The sequence below is a fragment of the Acinetobacter sp. ANC 3903 genome, from assembly GCF_002135315.1.
GTDB lineage: Bacteria > Pseudomonadota > Gammaproteobacteria > Pseudomonadales > Moraxellaceae > Acinetobacter.
Genome location: NZ_NEGA01000002.1, coordinates 33,210 through 48,963 on the forward strand (window position 1 = coordinate 33,210; position 15,754 = coordinate 48,963).

17 protein-coding genes are annotated in these 15,754 nt (G+C 39.8%); 6 read left to right on the forward strand and 11 right to left on the reverse strand.

Annotated elements, in window-relative coordinates; translation table 11 throughout:
* Positions 1 to 128 precede the first annotated feature (128 nt).
* Positions 129 to 605: a CinA family protein gene (locus tag B9T29_RS01505; RefSeq protein WP_086174231.1), complete on the forward strand. Its 477-nt coding sequence runs from the start codon at positions 129 to 131 to the stop codon at positions 603 to 605.
* Positions 605 to 1,231, forward strand: a complete 627-nt coding sequence (locus tag B9T29_RS01510; protein WP_416202473.1) for an aminotransferase — start codon at positions 605 to 607, stop codon at positions 1,229 to 1,231. The genes B9T29_RS01505 and B9T29_RS01510 overlap by 1 nt, the downstream gene beginning before the upstream one ends.
* Before the next feature lie 42 nt (positions 1,232 to 1,273).
* Here the strand turns inward: B9T29_RS01510 and prpC are convergent, their stop codons facing one another.
* Together prpC and prpB are read right to left on the reverse strand one after the other, a co-directional pair.
* Positions 1,274 to 2,413 carry a 2-methylcitrate synthase gene (gene prpC / locus B9T29_RS01515; protein WP_086174233.1) on the reverse strand — a complete coding sequence of 380 codons (1,140 nt, stop codon included), beginning with the start codon at positions 2,411 to 2,413 and terminating at the stop codon, positions 1,274 to 1,276.
* Positions 2,414 to 2,436: 23 nt separating this feature from the next.
* Positions 2,437 to 3,312 (reverse strand): methylisocitrate lyase, encoded by an 876-nt coding sequence (gene prpB, locus B9T29_RS01520; RefSeq protein WP_086174234.1) that lies wholly within the window; start codon positions 3,310 to 3,312, stop codon positions 2,437 to 2,439.
* A 247-nt stretch (positions 3,313 to 3,559) separates the two neighbouring features.
* Here prpB and B9T29_RS01525 point away from each other — a divergent pair, with 247 nt between their 5' ends.
* From B9T29_RS01525 to B9T29_RS01535, 3 genes are all read left to right on the forward strand, one after another.
* Positions 3,560 to 4,210 carry a TetR/AcrR family transcriptional regulator gene (locus B9T29_RS01525; protein WP_086174235.1) on the forward strand — a complete coding sequence of 217 codons (651 nt, stop codon included), beginning with the start codon at positions 3,560 to 3,562 and terminating at the stop codon, positions 4,208 to 4,210.
* 110 nt (positions 4,211 to 4,320) lie between these two features.
* Positions 4,321 to 5,241 (forward strand): ornithine carbamoyltransferase, encoded by a 921-nt coding sequence (gene argF / locus B9T29_RS01530; protein ID WP_086174236.1) that lies wholly within the window; start codon positions 4,321 to 4,323, stop codon positions 5,239 to 5,241.
* A gap of 142 nt (positions 5,242 to 5,383) precedes the next feature.
* Positions 5,384 to 5,812 carry a hypothetical protein gene (locus B9T29_RS01535; protein WP_228146544.1) on the forward strand — a complete coding sequence of 143 codons (429 nt, stop codon included), beginning with the start codon at positions 5,384 to 5,386 and terminating at the stop codon, positions 5,810 to 5,812.
* 40 nt (positions 5,813 to 5,852) lie between these two features.
* Here B9T29_RS01535 and B9T29_RS01540 read toward each other — a convergent pair whose 3' ends face one another.
* From B9T29_RS01540 to rpiA, 8 genes are all read right to left on the reverse strand, one after another.
* Positions 5,853 to 6,206, reverse strand: coding sequence for a YnfA family protein (locus B9T29_RS01540; RefSeq protein ID WP_086174238.1), 354 nt, complete (start codon positions 6,204 to 6,206; stop codon positions 5,853 to 5,855).
* A 100-nt stretch (positions 6,207 to 6,306) separates the two neighbouring features.
* Positions 6,307 to 8,583, reverse strand: coding sequence for an ATP-dependent Clp protease ATP-binding subunit ClpA (gene clpA / locus B9T29_RS01545; RefSeq protein WP_086174239.1), 2,277 nt, complete (start codon positions 8,581 to 8,583; stop codon positions 6,307 to 6,309).
* A 9-nt stretch (positions 8,584 to 8,592) separates the two neighbouring features.
* Positions 8,593 to 9,006, reverse strand: a complete 414-nt coding sequence (gene clpS, locus B9T29_RS01550; protein ID WP_086174240.1) for an ATP-dependent Clp protease adapter ClpS — start codon at positions 9,004 to 9,006, stop codon at positions 8,593 to 8,595.
* Between the two features lie 18 nt (positions 9,007 to 9,024).
* Complete coding sequence (locus tag B9T29_RS01555; protein ID WP_086174241.1) at positions 9,025 to 9,780, reverse strand: DUF6776 family protein; 756 nt, start codon at positions 9,778 to 9,780, stop codon at positions 9,025 to 9,027.
* Positions 9,781 to 9,858: 78 nt separating this feature from the next.
* Positions 9,859 to 10,914 (reverse strand): N-acetyl-gamma-glutamyl-phosphate reductase, encoded by a 1,056-nt coding sequence (gene argC / locus B9T29_RS01560; protein WP_171263950.1) that lies wholly within the window; start codon positions 10,912 to 10,914, stop codon positions 9,859 to 9,861.
* Between the two features lie 185 nt (positions 10,915 to 11,099).
* Complete coding sequence (locus B9T29_RS01565; protein ID WP_086174243.1) at positions 11,100 to 11,846, reverse strand: PDZ domain-containing protein; 747 nt, start codon at positions 11,844 to 11,846, stop codon at positions 11,100 to 11,102.
* A gap of 138 nt (positions 11,847 to 11,984) precedes the next feature.
* Positions 11,985 to 12,662, reverse strand: a complete 678-nt coding sequence (locus tag B9T29_RS01570) for a SprT family zinc-dependent metalloprotease (RefSeq protein WP_086174244.1) — start codon at positions 12,660 to 12,662, stop codon at positions 11,985 to 11,987.
* A gap of 131 nt (positions 12,663 to 12,793) precedes the next feature.
* Positions 12,794 to 13,465 carry a ribose-5-phosphate isomerase RpiA gene (rpiA, locus tag B9T29_RS01575; protein WP_086174245.1) on the reverse strand — a complete coding sequence of 224 codons (672 nt, stop codon included), beginning with the start codon at positions 13,463 to 13,465 and terminating at the stop codon, positions 12,794 to 12,796.
* A gap of 107 nt (positions 13,466 to 13,572) precedes the next feature.
* Between rpiA and ilvA the strand changes: the two genes are divergently transcribed.
* Positions 13,573 to 15,111: a threonine ammonia-lyase, biosynthetic gene (ilvA, locus tag B9T29_RS01580; protein WP_086174246.1), complete on the forward strand. Its 1,539-nt coding sequence runs from the start codon at positions 13,573 to 13,575 to the stop codon at positions 15,109 to 15,111.
* A gap of 49 nt (positions 15,112 to 15,160) precedes the next feature.
* Here ilvA and B9T29_RS01585 read toward each other — a convergent pair whose 3' ends face one another.
* Positions 15,161 to 15,706 (reverse strand): hypothetical protein, encoded by a 546-nt coding sequence (locus tag B9T29_RS01585; RefSeq protein ID WP_086174400.1) that lies wholly within the window; start codon positions 15,704 to 15,706, stop codon positions 15,161 to 15,163.
* Positions 15,707 to 15,754 lie beyond the last annotated feature (48 nt).

Consider the following 15,754-nt stretch of genomic DNA (forward strand, 5'->3'; position numbering starts at 1 on the left):
TTAAAAGAAAAAATATGAACTTAAAAATGAGGAATGGATTTCTACTTTTAGTCTTGTTTGTACAAACCCTCTGCCAAGACAAAAGAATCACCTAAACTTAAATATCATTTATTTTGAGAAATTCATTCATGTTAAAACAATGTTGTGATCTACTTGAACAACGTCAATTAAAGATCGCTTTTATTGAAAGTGCCAGCTCCGGTTATCTTTCCAGTCAATTTTCTATTTGCAAGAACAGTGGCGCCGAGATTTTACTTGGTGGACTGGTCAGTTATGATCCCTCAATCAAGATTGATATACTGAAGATTAATGCTGAACTTATAGAAAAATACACAGCAGAATCAACCGAAGTCACTGAGGCAATGGCAAGGCAAGGAAAAAATCTCTTTACTCAAGCCGATATTATCGTTGCTTGCACGGGTTTACTCAAACCTGGTGGTAGCGCAACAGAAAGTAAACCTGAAGGCACATTTTTTATCTCAATTTTATATTTAAATAAAATTCATAACTTTCATTATTTTATTGATGGAACACCATTAAAACGGCTGGCTGTTTTAAGCCAATATATTGCAGATGAAATAACCAAACTCATTCAGGGAATTTAATAATGCTTAACATTAAAACTTTCGCATTTAGCTTCATACTGCTGCCCTGCACCTGTTTTGCAACCGTAGGCGGCCCTCAAAATATTGAAGTTCTGGGGTATGAAGGTAAAGAACAAAAAGTTTATCTGCTTAAACATTATCTGGATGGTCGTGGTCGCCTGCCACAACTCTATTATTATCAGTTCAAAAACACCAAACAGCCTGAAAAACTGATCCAGGTGAATTCACTGTATATCAATCCAAAAACCAAGAAAATTGATTATGACCAAGATAGTCGGCAGTTCGATAAGGAAATAGCTAAAATTAAAAAGCGGCTTAATCCCCTCGCGCCTATACCTAAATCGAGCATCAAAATTCAGGTATTAAATAAAACCACCTCAAAACAACAGTCATGGTATGACCCTAAACAATATATTGCCAAATATACTTATAAATATCAGCTCAGCAGTAAAAATTTTAAAAGCCAAACTCATCAGGCCATTGATTACCGCTATGGATTAAACATCTCTCAAGCCTACAAAGTTCCTCAGCAACAAAAAATTTTAGCGGTGGTTAAATATCTGGGCCTGCCTTATGAAACTGGTTATAGCATTGAAGATCCGGTTTTATTGACTGCAAAAAAATAAAGCCTCTAATTAGGCTTTATTTTTGATTCAACAATATCAGACTTAAGCAGCAGAACTACGCTCGGCAATTGGAACCACTTTACGCAGTTCAGGACCGGTATAATCCGCACTTGGACGAATAATACGGTTATCCGCACGCTGTTCCATCACATGCGCAGCCCAACCTGTTACACGCGACATCACGAAGATTGGCGTAAACAGTTTGGTTGCAATATCCATAAAGTGATAGGCAGAAGCATGGAAGAAGTCAGCATTACAGAATAATTTCTTCTCACGCCACATCACTTCTTCACAGCGTACTGATACCGGATATAGTACGGTATCACCTACATCTTTGGCTAAACGCTCAGACCAGATTTTGATGATGCCATTACGCGGATCATTATCTTTGTAGATGGCATGACCAAAGCCCATGATCTTTTCTTTACGTTCAAGCTTGCCCAGCATTTCACGCTCAGCTTCGTCGGCAGAGGTCCAGTTTTCAATCATTTCCATGGCTGCTTCATTGGCACCACCATGTAACGGGCCACGCAGTGAACCGATTGCACCGGTAATGCATGAGTGCATATCAGACAAGGTTGAAGCACACACACGCGCAGTAAAGGTTGATGCGTTGAATTCATGCTCTGCATAAAGAATTAATGATACATTCATCACTTGCTCATGCAATTCATTTGGCTTTTCACCACGTAATAAATGCAGGAATTGAGCACCGATAGAATCATCATCGGTGTTTTCTTCAATACGCACGCCATCATGGCTATAACGATACCAATAACAGATGATCGCAGGTAAGGTTGCTAAAATACGATCTGCAACATCTTGCTGCTCAGCAAAAGACTTTTCTGTTTCCAGGTTGCCCAGCATGGAAACGCCAGTACGCATCACATCCATTGGGTGTGAATCTGCTGGAATGCGTTCCAATACTTCTTTCAATGCTTGAGGCAATGCACGAAGCGATTTCAGCTTCGCCTTATAAGCTGCAAGCTGTTCAGTCGTTGGCAATTCACCAAAGAAAATCAGGTAAGCGACTTCTTCAAACTGGCAGTTCTCCGCCAAATCTTGTACATCATAACCACGATAGGTTAGACCTGCACCGCTCTTACCTACTGTCGAAAGTGCGGTTTTACCGGCAACCTGTCCGCGCAATCCTGCACCTGTCAGTACTTTTCCTTCAGCCATTTTAATTCTCCTTTTTGAATTATTTATTTAAACAGTTTATCCAGAGTATTTTCAAACGTATGATAATCCAGGAATTCGTAAAGTTCTTTACGCTGTTGCATCTTATCCAATACGTTGACTTGCGTACCATTTTCACGAATAGAACGCATCACTTCCAAAGCTGCTTTCTGCATTGCACGCGTAGCAGAGAGTGGATAAAGCACCATACGAATGCCTTGTTCACCCAACTCATCCACTGTGTAATAAGGTGTATCACCAAATTCGGTAATATTGGCCAATACAGGAACACCCACCGCATCACACACTGTTCTGTACATGGTGATATCTGTCATCGCTTCTGCAAAAATGGCATCTGCACCCGCTTCAACACATGCACATGCACGGTCAATCACGGCTTGCAGACCTTCTTTTTGTAAGGCATCAGTACGCGCCATCACTACAAAGTTTGAATCAGTTTTGGCATCTACCGCAGCTTTAATACGATCGACCATTTCCTGTTGGGTTACAATTTCCTTGTTCGGACGGTGCCCACAGCGCTTTTGCGCTACCTGATCTTCAATATGTACAGCTGCAGCACCTGCTGCAATCATCTGCTTCACAGTACGTGCGATATTAAATGCACCGCCCCATCCTGTATCAATATCTACCAGTAATGGCGTATCTACACGTTCGGTAATACGACGCACATCTTCTAATACGTTATCTAAACTGGTCATACCCAAGTCAGGCAATCCATAAGAATAGTTGGCAACTCCTGCACCCGATACATAAATGGCTTTATAACCCACTTCTTTCGCCATCATGGCTGCATAGGCATTCACTGTGCCAATAATTTGTAATGGCTTTTCCACTTCCAGTGCTTGTCTAAATCTTAAGCCTGCAGACATTTGTTGTGTCATCTTCCTTTCCACAGTTTCACTTTATTTATCGAAGTTTGAGTATATCCATAAACCCCTGTTTGGCCATGACTATTTAGAATCTTTACTCTATAACTTTAGTCAAATATTCACCAAAACTATAGTAATATTTCGTTTCTTCATAATTGTTTCTAAATAAGACAAAGCCTTTATTTCAAGAAATGTGTACATATTTTTGCTATAATTGCAATTGAATTATTTTTTTTGATTGTTGACACTAATACGCCATATGCAAGAACTCGCTCAATTAGAACCGCTCGCTCGTGATACACCACAAACAAAACGTGGTCATGAACGATGTCTGGCACTTTTACTCAGTGCCAACGAGCTATTTCTGAAACATGGTTATGATGCCGTGTCCTTAGATGATATTGTCAATCATGCCGGTGGTTCCAAAGCTTCAATCTACAAATTTTTTGGCAATAAAGAAGGTCTATTTACCGCGATCTGTGATTATCGCCGTGAACTGTTTTTTAAAGATATCTGCATACCTTTTGAACACGGCAAAGATGATCTTCGTGCCTATTTAATTCAGACCCTGATGAATGTTAAGCAACATTTAATGCTTCCAGAAAATGCAGCCTTCCTTCGCTTAATCATTGAACAGACACAGCGCAGCCCACAGCTTGCTCTGTACATTCATGAACAGGGTCCAAAGCATATTCAAATGGCCATAGCCAATGCGCTAACCAAAGCCGATGAAATCGGCATTATTAAATGCAAACAACCGATTTATTCTGCTCAACTGTATTTTGGAATTATCCGCAATATTGAATGGTGCGTTCTAATGGGTGTTCCGATCCGTGAAAATGATCAAGAAACCAGCAATTACATCACTTATTGCGTAGATCGTTTTCTGGAAGGCCATCAACAGGTCTAGTTTTTTTGCAATTCTCCCTGCATATAGTATATTAATCGATTCCCTTTCCATTTAACCAACCAACAACTAATTGTTGTTTTTTTCTATTCAGCAATTATTGTGGAGTAACCATGGCTCTACGTCATTTTCTAACTTTACGCGATTTATCGACTTTAGAACTGAATCAAATTTTGCAACGCGCGATTGAACTCAAACGTAAGCAACATAACAACGAAGTTTTCCAACCTTTTGTTGGCAAAGTCATGGGCATGATTTTTGAAAAATCGAGCACCCGTACGCGTGTTTCGTTTGAAGCAGGTATGAGCCAGTTTGGTGGTAGTGCAATTTTCCTATCATCACGTGACTCACAATTGGGTCGTGGTGAACCTGTAGAAGATTCGGCACGTGTGATCTCAAGCATGCTTGATATTGTGATGATCCGTACTTTTGGCCATGACATCGTGGAACGTTTTGCTTCTTATTCAAAAGTTCCGGTAATTAATGCCTTGACTGATGATCATCATCCTTGCCAGCTTTTAGCTGACATGCAAACTTTTATTGAACACCGTGGTTCAGTTGAAGGAAAAACCGTGGCCTGGATTGGTGACGGCAATAACATGTGCAACTCTTATATTGAAGCTGCACACATGTGGGGCTTTAAACTCAAAATTGCTGCCCCTAAAGGCTATGAACCACAAGAAAAATTCTTGTCTGAATTTGCCCATTGCGTAGAACTTGTGGATTCTGCTGAAGATGCAGCCGTGAATGCTGACTTAATCGTGACTGACGTTTGGGCAAGCATGGGCCAGGAAGAAGAGCAAAAAATCCGTGAAAAAGCCTTTGCCGATTATCAGGTGAATGAGCGTTTAATGGATTTAGCACATCCTGATTGCTTGTTCATGCACTGCTTGCCTGCTCACCGTGGCGAAGAGATTTCAGAGAATATGCTAGACCACAAAAATGCTGTGGTTTGGGATGAAGCTGAAAACCGCCTGCATGCGCAAAAAGCGCTGGTTGAATTCTTGATCAATGAAAATTTAAAGAAAGACTAAGTTTTCAGACTAAAGTTTTCTAAAAAAGCACCTTCGGGTGCTTTTTTTATGCGTATAAAAAGTTTAATTTAAGCCATAAACTTTTTAAGTGATTATAACGATGCCTTTAAAAAAAATATTTATATGTTTAAGTACTTTTTTCATGCTCCATACAGCTCAAGCTAAAGCCACAGAACTTGATCAATATTTAGTTAAGAAACAGATTTTAGACAACTCATTTAAAATCCAAAACAGTAAAGCACTCAATGAAATTTTAGATGTAATTAGTGATGAAGACTCACGTACGCTGCCTTTCCAGATTGATCAAAACATGCTGATGGAAAAATACAAAATGAGTGCGAATAAAGTAGAAATTGAAGGCATTATCACCACAGCTGATTTTTCCCAGTTTGCACAAGATGTGGGTGAAAAAGAAGTCAAAAAGCTGATTAGAAAAAATATCCTGCAAAGTTGTAATTTGTTGTTTGAAAATGAATTTCAGCGGGTCAATCCATATAAAGTTGAGCTAAAACTTTCAGCTGAAAGTCAAAGTTATGACTTTAAAATCAAAAATAGTGAATGTACTTTCTAACAGCATAATTGGATACGTTAGTAGTGAATATATTCATGCACTAACGTATCAAACCTTGCGGCTGTAAAATAATAATCATCGCACCAAGTATGACGACTAATCCCCCTAACATATCCCAACGTGTCAAAGTTACATGATCGACGAAACGTAGCCACATTAAAGCGGTAAAAATATAAATGCCGCCATAAGCTGCATAAATTCGACCTGATGCAGCAGGATGCAAAGTCAGCAACCAAACAAACACCGTCAATGCCAGAGCAGTAGGCAACCATAACCACTGGGATTTCGCTTGATTCAGAATCAGATAAGGGAAATAACAGCCTAAAATTTCCATCACAGCAGTGACTAAGAATAATAAAAATGTGGTGATAACTTTATTAAGCTGGATATCCATAATTTTTAATTGATCAGTTTTTCTATCTTTAGGAAAATGTCAGAATGAAAATAAAAAAATAACCCGTGTGAACACGGGTTATTTGATTAATTAAGTTTGATTAAGCTGGTTCAGCAGTTTGATCTTCAAAAACTTCAAGTTTAAGCCCTACTGCTTTACCATTTTCTTTCTTCACAGATACTGCGACATTACCACCATGTTCTGCAAGCTCGCCAAATAGAATCATCTCGGCAAGTGGCTTCTTCAAGTGTTCCTGAATCAAACGTTGCATTGGACGAGCACCCATCAAACGGTCATAGCCATTTTCAGCCATCCATTCACGTGCACTCTTATCCACTTCCAGAATCACTTTCTTCTCATCAAGCTGTGCTTGAAGTTCAGTCAGGAATTTATCAACCACATTTTCAATGACTGTCGTTGGCAATGCCTTGAATTGAATCACACCATCCAGACGGTTACGGAATTCTGGAGAGAATGCTTTTTTCATAGCGTCCTGGTTATCATTGCTGTTGTCCTGCTCCCTAAAACCAATGCTGGCGCGTGAAATACTTTCAGCCCCAATATTGGTGGTAAGAACCAGAACCACATTGCGGAAATCTGACTTGCGACCATTATTATCGGTCAATGCACCATGATCCATAATTTGCAATAACAAATTAAACACATCTGGATGCGCTTTTTCAATTTCATCCAAAAGCAATACACAATGTGGATTCTTATGAATCGCATCTGTGAGTAGCCCGCCTTGATCAAAACCGACATATCCTGGAGGTGCACCAATTAAACGGGAAACTGCATGACGTTCCATATATTCCGACATATCGAAACGAACCAGTTCCACACCCAACAGTTTTGCCAACTGCTTGGTGACTTCAGTTTTACCTACACCTGTAGGACCTGCAAAAACAAAGCTACCCACCGGTTTATCCGGTGATTTTAGCCCTGCACGCGACAATTTAATTGCAGAGCCCAAGGCTTCAATTGCCTCATCCTGACCGAAGACCACACGTTTAAGATCACGTTCCAGATTTGAAAGCACTGTTTTGTCATCTTTCGATACGGTTTTCGGGGGAATACGCGCAATTTTGGAGATGATATCTTCAATGTTTTCAACCGTGATTAAAGTATCATCCTGCTCCGCTTTCAAACGACGTTGAGCACCTGCCTCATCAATTACATCAATTGCTTTATCTGGCAAGAAACGATCATTAATAAACTTGGCTGATAACTCCACCGCAGAAACCAAAGCTTTATCGTCATATTTCACGTGATGAAAATCTTCAAACTTGGATTTTAAGCCACGTAAAATATCAATGGTTTCTGAAATAGAAGGTTCATTGACATCAATTTTCTGGAAACGACGCGACAAAGCATGATCTTTTTCAAATACTTGGCGATATTCCTGAAAAGTGGTTGAACCGATGCAGCGCAAGCTACCATTCGACAACGCCGGTTTAATTAAGTTTGATGCATCCATGGTGCTGCCCATACTTGAGCCTGCACCAATAATCATGTGAATTTCATCAATAAATAACACGGCTTCCGGTTTCTTTTTCAACGCATTCAACAATTGTTTCAAGCGTTTTTCAAAGTCACCGCGATATTTGGTTCCTGCAACCAAGGCACCAATATCCAGACTATACACTTCAGCATTGGCTAATGGTTTAGGCGCTTTACCATTTACAATCAGCCAAGCCAGACCTTCTGCAATCGAGGTCTTACCCACACCCGGATCACCGACCAGCAAGGGATTGTTTTTACGTCGACGGCATAGAATTTGTGCGGTACGTTCAATTTCTTTTTCACGCCCGATCAAAGGATCGGTTTTCCCTTTTTGCGCTTCTGCATTCAAATTGGTGGTGTATAAATCCAGTGGACCTGCATTTGACGAACTTGATGTTTCTCCATCCAGCTCTTCCACTTCTTCTTCAGCAGGTACGTCTTCTTTACGGGTACCATGCGATAAATATTGAGTTAATGTTAAACGATTAATCTGGTGACGTTTAAGTAAATAAACCGCAAAAGAATCCCGTTCAGAATACATTGCAACCAAAATGTCTGCACCTTCTACTGTACGATCACCGCCGCTGGATTGCACATGGAAAATTGCACGTTGCAGAATGCGATCAAAGCTTTCAGTCGGATGGGGTGCCTGATCACTATGTTCGGCCAGTTTAGGGGTGTGTTGTTCAACGTATTCTTCTAGCTCTTTACGGAGTACGATGATATCTGCTCCACACGCTTTTAGCGCATTTACAGCAGAGTCATTATCAAGTAAAGCCAACAATAAATGTTCAACCGTGAGAAACTCATGTCTCTTTTGACGAGCCATGCTAACAGCCAAACGTAAAGATACTTCTAATTGACGACTGAGCATGTAATCCCCTTAATCTTTTGGCTCAATCTGACAAAGTAATGGATGACCTTGAGACCGAGCATAATTATTGACTTGGTTCGCTTTCGTTTCCGCAATGTCTCGTGGATAAACGCCTGCAACACCTTTCCCTTCATAATGTACAGTTAGCATTACTTGTGTGGCTTGGTCAAGATTCAAAGCAAAGTATTGTTGTAAAATTTCAATTACAAAATCCATCGGGGTGTAATCGTCATTCATTAAAACAACAGCATACAAGGGTGGACGCTTTAACTCAGGAGGTGCTGTCTGGACAGCAATATCCCCTTCAGATTCATCCTGCGAGTCATTTCCTAAGCGTGGACTAATATGCCAATCGACATATCCTGATTGATGAAAAGAATTTTTGATGGTATTTAAACAATTTTGACGCTTATTCATTCGCATAGGATTTTTAATTCACATTTATTGCGCATTTGCTTCTGCTTGAGGGATTTCAGAAATAAATGCCGATTGACTCTCTACAGGTTTACCACGGCCCCAACTAAAACGCTTAATTACCGGTGTGCTTGTAGCGCCAGTTAAACGAACTTCAATAAATTGTGGTGTAAAGCCTTTAGGCATGGTCCAACGTCCAGTTAAACGTTCATAATCTTCAAAATTAAAGTTCTTGTCTTCCATAGGAACAACTAAAACTTCAATACCTTGAATTAAACGCAACTCTACAGTTCCGGAAATACCACGTTTATTTGGACTGATTTGCACCAGATCAAGTTGATATTCATAAGCATTTTCAGGTAAGGGTTTAATACCGATATTCTGTATGGTCAGGCTTAAACCACCGCGCTGACGCAATACTTCACGGTAAATTGCACTTAAACCTTCAGACTGGGTTTTATCTTCCCGTGCCTGATTTAATGCAGTAAATAAATCATTTGAATTACTGACTGCAACATCACGTTCCTGCACAGCTAGATTCAAGTTCTTATTCAGTGTTTGCAAACTCGTCTTTTGCTTTTGCACAACTTCTACTAGTTGTTCTGCATCCGCTTCATAGCCTACCACAGTCAAACCTTGCCGATGTCCAACTGAATAGCCCAGCAAACCACTTCCCAGAACAAGAATGGTAGCACTAATTCCTAGCGGTAAATTGCCTTTTAAAAAAGGCTTTTTACTGAGCAAAGACAGTTGTGATGGAGTATTTGAGTCAGAATTCGGCATCGTCATCTCTTATTTTGATTCATTCAAAACACACATTTAAATCCAAATCCAAATGTGTGTGAAGCTGAAAAACGTTTTTTATGGTAATAAACCAATTCCTGCAAGACCTGCATTCTCAGCAAAGCCAAACATCAGGTTCATATTTTGTACTGCTTGTCCTGCTGCACCTTTCACCAGATTATCCTGTACAGATAACACAATCAGCTTTTTCGGTTGCGGTTTATATAGCGCAATACGAAGCTGGTTTGCACCACGCACAGAACGTGTTTCTGGCGAGCTGTTGGCTGGCATTACATCTACAAACTGTTCATTGGCATAGAATTGTTCATACAAGCTTTGCAAATCAGCCGCATCACCTGCATCAGTCAAATCGACATAGATGGTACTCAGCATACCGCGGATCATAGGAACTAAATGAGGTACAAATAAAATGTGATTAAACACATCTTTAAGACCGGAAATATTTTCCAATGCTTCCACAATTTCAGGATGATGACGGTGACCTGCCACGCCATAAGCCTTAAAGTTGTCAGCATTTTCAGAATAAATCATGCCGAGGCTTGCTTTACGACCTGCACCGGAAACACCCGATTTAGCATCAATAATAATGCTTTCCGGTTTAACCAAGGCTTCAGCCTGTTTGAATAATGGAGCAAGACCAAGTTGCACAGTAGTTGGATAGCAACCCGGGTTACCAATCACATTGGCATTTTTAATTTTGTCACGGTTCAGTTCTGACAAGCCGTAAACTGAATCTTTTAAAATATCTGGGCAGGCATGTTCAAGACCATACCACTTTTCAAACTGTTCTAAATTTTGCAAACGGAAATCTGCCGCCAAGTCGATTACTTTAGTATTGGCTGCAACAAGTTCTGCCGCATGTTTCATTGCCACACCATGAGGCGTTGCAAAGAACACCACATCGCATTTTTTCAGTTCATCAATGTTTAAATCTGAATATTGAAGATCGGTATGACCACGCAAGCTTGGGAACATGTCATCTACACGGCGACAATTTTCGGTACGTGATGTCAGTACATTAACCTGCACATTTGGGTGTCGTAGTAAAAGACGCAACAATTCAACGCCTGTATAACCTGTACCACCGACAATACCAACAGTAATCACGATCACTACCTCAAATCTAAAGTTTTCATTTCGTAACTGCGTAGTATGACAGGAAGTTTTGGTTTTCTAAACTGTTTTACTTGGGTTTATTGCAATTCGAATATTTTTATCAGGTTAAAAGAAAACATAATTTCAAAAAAGATTAGACGTAGGTAGTGTGAAGGGTTAAATATTCTATATACCTGTCAATATCACTGTTTCATACTGATTTCTAGAGATAATTTTTGGCCTTTTCTCAGAATTTCAAACTTGACCGTATTTGCTTTTAAATAATTTGAACTTTCAACAAAAGCACTCACATCTTTGATATTTTCATCATTCATTTTTAAAATTATATCTTGTGGCATTATAACATTTTCTGCTGGAGAATCCCGCTTAACCACTTTAGCAATGACGCCTGATTGAATACTGTTATAAATTTTATCTCTTTCCGACAAATCAGCAGGGTAAATGCCAGTTATTGAATTAAATTTATAAAAATAAATTACCCTAAACTGATCATGTAAAGCTGCATACCGGACTGGCCTACTTTCTATCGCTCCTACCGGTATATTATTTAAATTATTCACGTCATTTTTATTTCTGTCATTGCCTGAAATTCTCGCAGCTTCTGGCTCACGCATCCGAGTTTCATAAATGACCTTATTTCCTTGATATTCACTGCTAAAAACAGCAATGGGCGAACCATGAAGCAACGCTTTTTCTCGAATATCTCTCATGCTTCTGTTATAGGAATAATTGACAAACTTTTCTGTAGATATGGGCACATATCCATCTTGCAGCATTTCAAGTTTCTTTTCTTCTAAATCATCTACTTTAAAAATTTCTGGATTTAACCTTTGTACATTTTTTCCACTGTAACCCTCCGCACGAACTATATTACCGCTGCAAACCAGCATCAAAACACCGCAGAATCCTAATAGCTTCATCATTTTCATTTTCTCTCTTATATTTTTAATTTTGTATTTAACCTAAATATATAAATGAAAAATCCTTATTTATTCAATCATTATTAAATAAAAAGGCACTTTTTATTCCAAAGCAACTATGGTGCATAAATACTTAAATTTTAGTTTCTATACACTCCACCACCAAGGCATTGGCGTTGTTTTCAGCATTTTCCGATGTTGCTGGAAATTGACATCGTTTTTTTGCACTTCTGCCCAAAACCTTGAACTATGATCAAAATGCTTGGTATGCGCCAACTCATGCACGCAAACATAGCGTGTAATCTCTTTCGGAAACAGCACCAAACCACTATTCAGCATAATGTCATGTCTGGCAGAACAACTGCCCCAGCGAGTCTTGGGCTGGCGAATCGCACATTTACCAAAACTCAGATTACATGCTTGGCCAGTCTGATCTAAATAAACAGGTAAGTGATGTTTAGCATAAGCAATCACAAAATTTTTTAGATATTGTTCAGGCTGACGATCACTAATCAAAAGTTGTAAGTTTTCATCATCAAAAATAAATGACTGCTTTTGAGTTCGATAAATAATCTGTAAAGGTTGATCCAAATTAAAAAGCTTCAATTCGGTGGGTAAGCTTTTATCAATCTGCTCTGCTGTTACCTGCTGTTTCTGCCATGTTTCAATCATCCATTGTTCTAATTGTTTTAAGAAGTCTTGAACTTGGCGCTGTGTGCAAAACTGCGGCACAGTTAATTTAATTTGAGTCGGCTCTACGCGCAGTCTCAAGCGTGTTGCGCGTAATTTTCGAGTGATTTGAATTTCTGGGAGGTTTGTGGTCATTTTTTATTAGTTTTTGAATTTAAATCCCCCTCGATCCCCCTTTAATAAAGGGGGAAGCTCCATTGCAATTCAATGAACGGAGCAAAAGCCCCTCTTAGAAAAAGAGGGGTTTGGGGGAGATTACAAATAGATTAAACCGCTGTACGCTCTTCAATACCATGATCAGTTGCAACTACAGCGATATCCGCTTTATTAATCGCGAAGATACCGTTACACACTACACCCGGAATGTTATTCAGGGTTTTTTCAAGTTCCAGCGCATTTAAGATATTCAGGTTATGCACATCTAAAATTACATTGCCGTTATCTGTTACTACGCCTTCACGGTAAACAGGATCACCACCTAAAGAAACAATTTTACGTGCCACAGCAGAACGTGCCATTGGAATCACTTCTACAGGCAGTGGGAAATCACGCCCCAATTGTTGCACCCATTTAGAATCATCCACGATACACACGAATTTTTTCGCAATTGAAGCGACAATTTTTTCACGAGTCAGTGCAGCACCACCACCTTTAATCATGTGCATATGACGGTCAATTTCGTCCGCGCCATCGACATAAGCATCCAAACCGCCTACAGAGTTCATGTCGACCACTTCAATGCCTAATTTTTTCAGACGCTGGGCAGTGGCTTCAGAACTGGCAACTGCAGCTTCCAGTTGCAATTCTGGCAATAATTCAATGAGGAAGTTCACTGTACTTCCTGTACCTACCCCCAAAATACCGCCTTTAGGCAAGTGTTTTAAAGCAGCTTTTGCAGCAGCTTGTTTCTTTTCATCTTGGGTAGCATACAGACTCATAACTTGGCTCAACTATTTTTTGACATTTGTTGCTGATTAAACAGCCCAAATGTACAGGGGTTTGTTACAATAAAGGCCTATTTTAAACTGTTAGATGGAAAATTAACATGCTGTCTCGTTTGGTTCGACAAATATTACAGGCAACGGTGTATGACGTTGCAATCGAAACCCCACTCGAAGCAGCGCCACGAATTAGTGAAAAACTAAATAATAACATTCGCTTTAAACGCGAAGATCTACAACCTGTCTTTTCCTTCAAGCTACGCGGTGCCTATAACCGTATTAGTCAATTACCGAAATCTCAGTTGCAACGTGGCGTTATTACGGCTTCAGCGGGTAACCATGCACAAGGCGTGGCTCTATCTGGTAAAAAACTGGGAATTCGCGCCATTATTGTGATGCCGAAAACTACACCAGACATTAAGGTTCAGGCTGTAAAACGTCTAGGCGGTGAAGTGGTATTACACGGCGACTCTTTTGACGTTGCCAATAAATATGCCATTCAGTGTGCGCAAGATGAAGGCATGACTTTTATTCCGCCATACGATGATGAACTGGTGATGGCCGGTCAAGGCACCATAGCCAATGAAATTTTGCGTCAATGGCGTGATGTGGAGTATGTATTCGTTGCTGTAGGCGGTGGCGGTTTAATTGCTGGGGTTGCTGCTTATCTGGGTGATGTTGCTCCACATGTGAAAGTCATTCCTGTGGAATATGATGAATCTGCTTGTTTGAAAGCTGCTTTTGAAGCCAATGAACGTGTAATTTTACCTTCTGTCGGTTTATTTGCTGATGGTACTGCAGTCGCTCAAATAGGCGCAAAACCGTTTGAAGTGATCCAATTACAAAAATCGGATAACTCCGGCCCAATTGTTGAGCGTGACGTAGTCTTGGTCAATACAGACGAAATCTGTGCTGCGATTAAAGATACCTATGACGAATGCCGCAGCATTGTTGAGCCTTCCGGTGCCATGGCACTTGCAGGAATCAAGAAATATGTTGCTGAACATGGCTTAGAAAATAAAAACATGGTGTCGATTGTTTGTGGTGCCAACATGAACTTTGACCGCCTGCGTTATATTGCTGAACGTACAGAACTGGGTGAACGTAAAGAAGCCATTTTTGCAGTCACCATTCCAGAAGAAAAAGGTTCATTCCTGAACTTCTGCCGCGCCCTGCAAGGCCGTAACATTACCGAATTTAACTACCGTGCCAGCACTTCTAGTGCCGCACAAGTTTTTGTTGGCATCAGCTTGAAAGGCGGTGAAAAAGAACGTCATGACATTTATGAAACCTTAAAAATTCAGTATGACGTAGATGACTTGTCTGATGATGAAGTTGCAAAACTGCATATTCGTTATCTGGTCGGTGGTCATGCGGACATTGAAAATGAACGCCTGTTCCGCGTGGAATTCCCGGAACGTCCAGGTGCGTTGCTAACCTTCCTGGAACGTTTAGGACCAACGCATAACATTACCCTATTCCATTACCGTAACCATGGTGCAGCTGAAGGTCGTGTTCTGGTTGGCTTGGAAGCAAGCGACGCGAAACAGAATCCGGATGGTTTAATTGAAACATTGGAAAGTATTACTTATCCATATGCGGAAATTACCAATAACCTGGGTTATCAGCGCTTCTTAAAGTAAGCGATTTAAAAGCCATTAAAAAAGAGCCAGCCATTGGCTCTTTTTTATTTTAGGTCGATCTTAAACAGTCTAGTTTTATATAGTGCTCTATACAAATCCCTTCGTGCTTAAATTGTTTCGAGAAAGATTTACAGAATTTATGGATTTTGACATCCTGATCAGGCACTGCCATCCAATATGCTTTTTCTGCATAAATAATTAATAATTCAAAATTTTGAGATTTTAGAAGATTATAAATTTCTTCGAAAACGATATCAAAAGCATGCGCGTCTACATTGTAATATTTCCCAATCACGTCTTTATGCTTTTCATAATGCTGATATAAAGGGGTAACTCTTTCACGAATTTTCTGCTGGGTTAAACCAATATCAAGGTTGATGTGCTGTATAACAGCGCAGTGCTCCAAGCTGTTTTCATAAGGGTTTTCAACATCAACTGGCATTAAATAGGCACAATTTTGTTTATTCACTTTTTCAGCTTTCACCCATGCCAGAAAATCCTGAAAAATATCTCTATGCTTCTTCTTCGGCATTTCCTGTTGTTTCAGCACAGGGAACCATTCCTGTAATAATCTAAAAATCTTTTTATCATCCATTTTCATTCACTATAAAAATAGAGTTTTAGAAATAAATCATATCCAGAT

Coding starts and splice junctions, on each gene's coding strand:
- clpS (WP_086174240.1), bottom strand. CDS start 9,006: ATGCGAATGAATAAGCGTCAAAATTGTTTAAATACCATCAAAAATTCT.
- clpA (WP_086174239.1), bottom strand. CDS start 8,583: ATGCTCAGTCGTCAATTAGAAGTATCTTTACGTTTGGCTGTTAGCATG.
- B9T29_RS01585 (WP_086174400.1), bottom strand. CDS start 15,706: ATGGATGATAAAAAGATTTTTAGATTATTACAGGAATGGTTCCCTGTG.
- argF (WP_086174236.1), top strand. CDS start 4,321: ATGGCTCTACGTCATTTTCTAACTTTACGCGATTTATCGACTTTAGAA.
- B9T29_RS01535 (WP_228146544.1), top strand. CDS start 5,384: ATGCTCCATACAGCTCAAGCTAAAGCCACAGAACTTGATCAATATTTA.
- B9T29_RS01505 (WP_086174231.1), top strand. CDS start 129: ATGTTAAAACAATGTTGTGATCTACTTGAACAACGTCAATTAAAGATC.
- ilvA (WP_086174246.1), top strand. CDS start 13,573: ATGCTGTCTCGTTTGGTTCGACAAATATTACAGGCAACGGTGTATGAC.
- B9T29_RS01565 (WP_086174243.1), bottom strand. CDS start 11,846: ATGAAAATGATGAAGCTATTAGGATTCTGCGGTGTTTTGATGCTGGTT.
- B9T29_RS01570 (WP_086174244.1), bottom strand. CDS start 12,662: ATGACCACAAACCTCCCAGAAATTCAAATCACTCGAAAATTACGCGCA.
- B9T29_RS01540 (WP_086174238.1), bottom strand. CDS start 6,206: ATGGATATCCAGCTTAATAAAGTTATCACCACATTTTTATTATTCTTA.
- prpB (WP_086174234.1), bottom strand. CDS start 3,312: ATGACACAACAAATGTCTGCAGGCTTAAGATTTAGACAAGCACTGGAA.
- B9T29_RS01525 (WP_086174235.1), top strand. CDS start 3,560: ATGCAAGAACTCGCTCAATTAGAACCGCTCGCTCGTGATACACCACAA.
- B9T29_RS01555 (WP_086174241.1), bottom strand. CDS start 9,780: ATGCCGAATTCTGACTCAAATACTCCATCACAACTGTCTTTGCTCAGT.
- rpiA (WP_086174245.1), bottom strand. CDS start 13,465: ATGAGTCTGTATGCTACCCAAGATGAAAAGAAACAAGCTGCTGCAAAA.
- prpC (WP_086174233.1), bottom strand. CDS start 2,413: ATGGCTGAAGGAAAAGTACTGACAGGTGCAGGATTGCGCGGACAGGTT.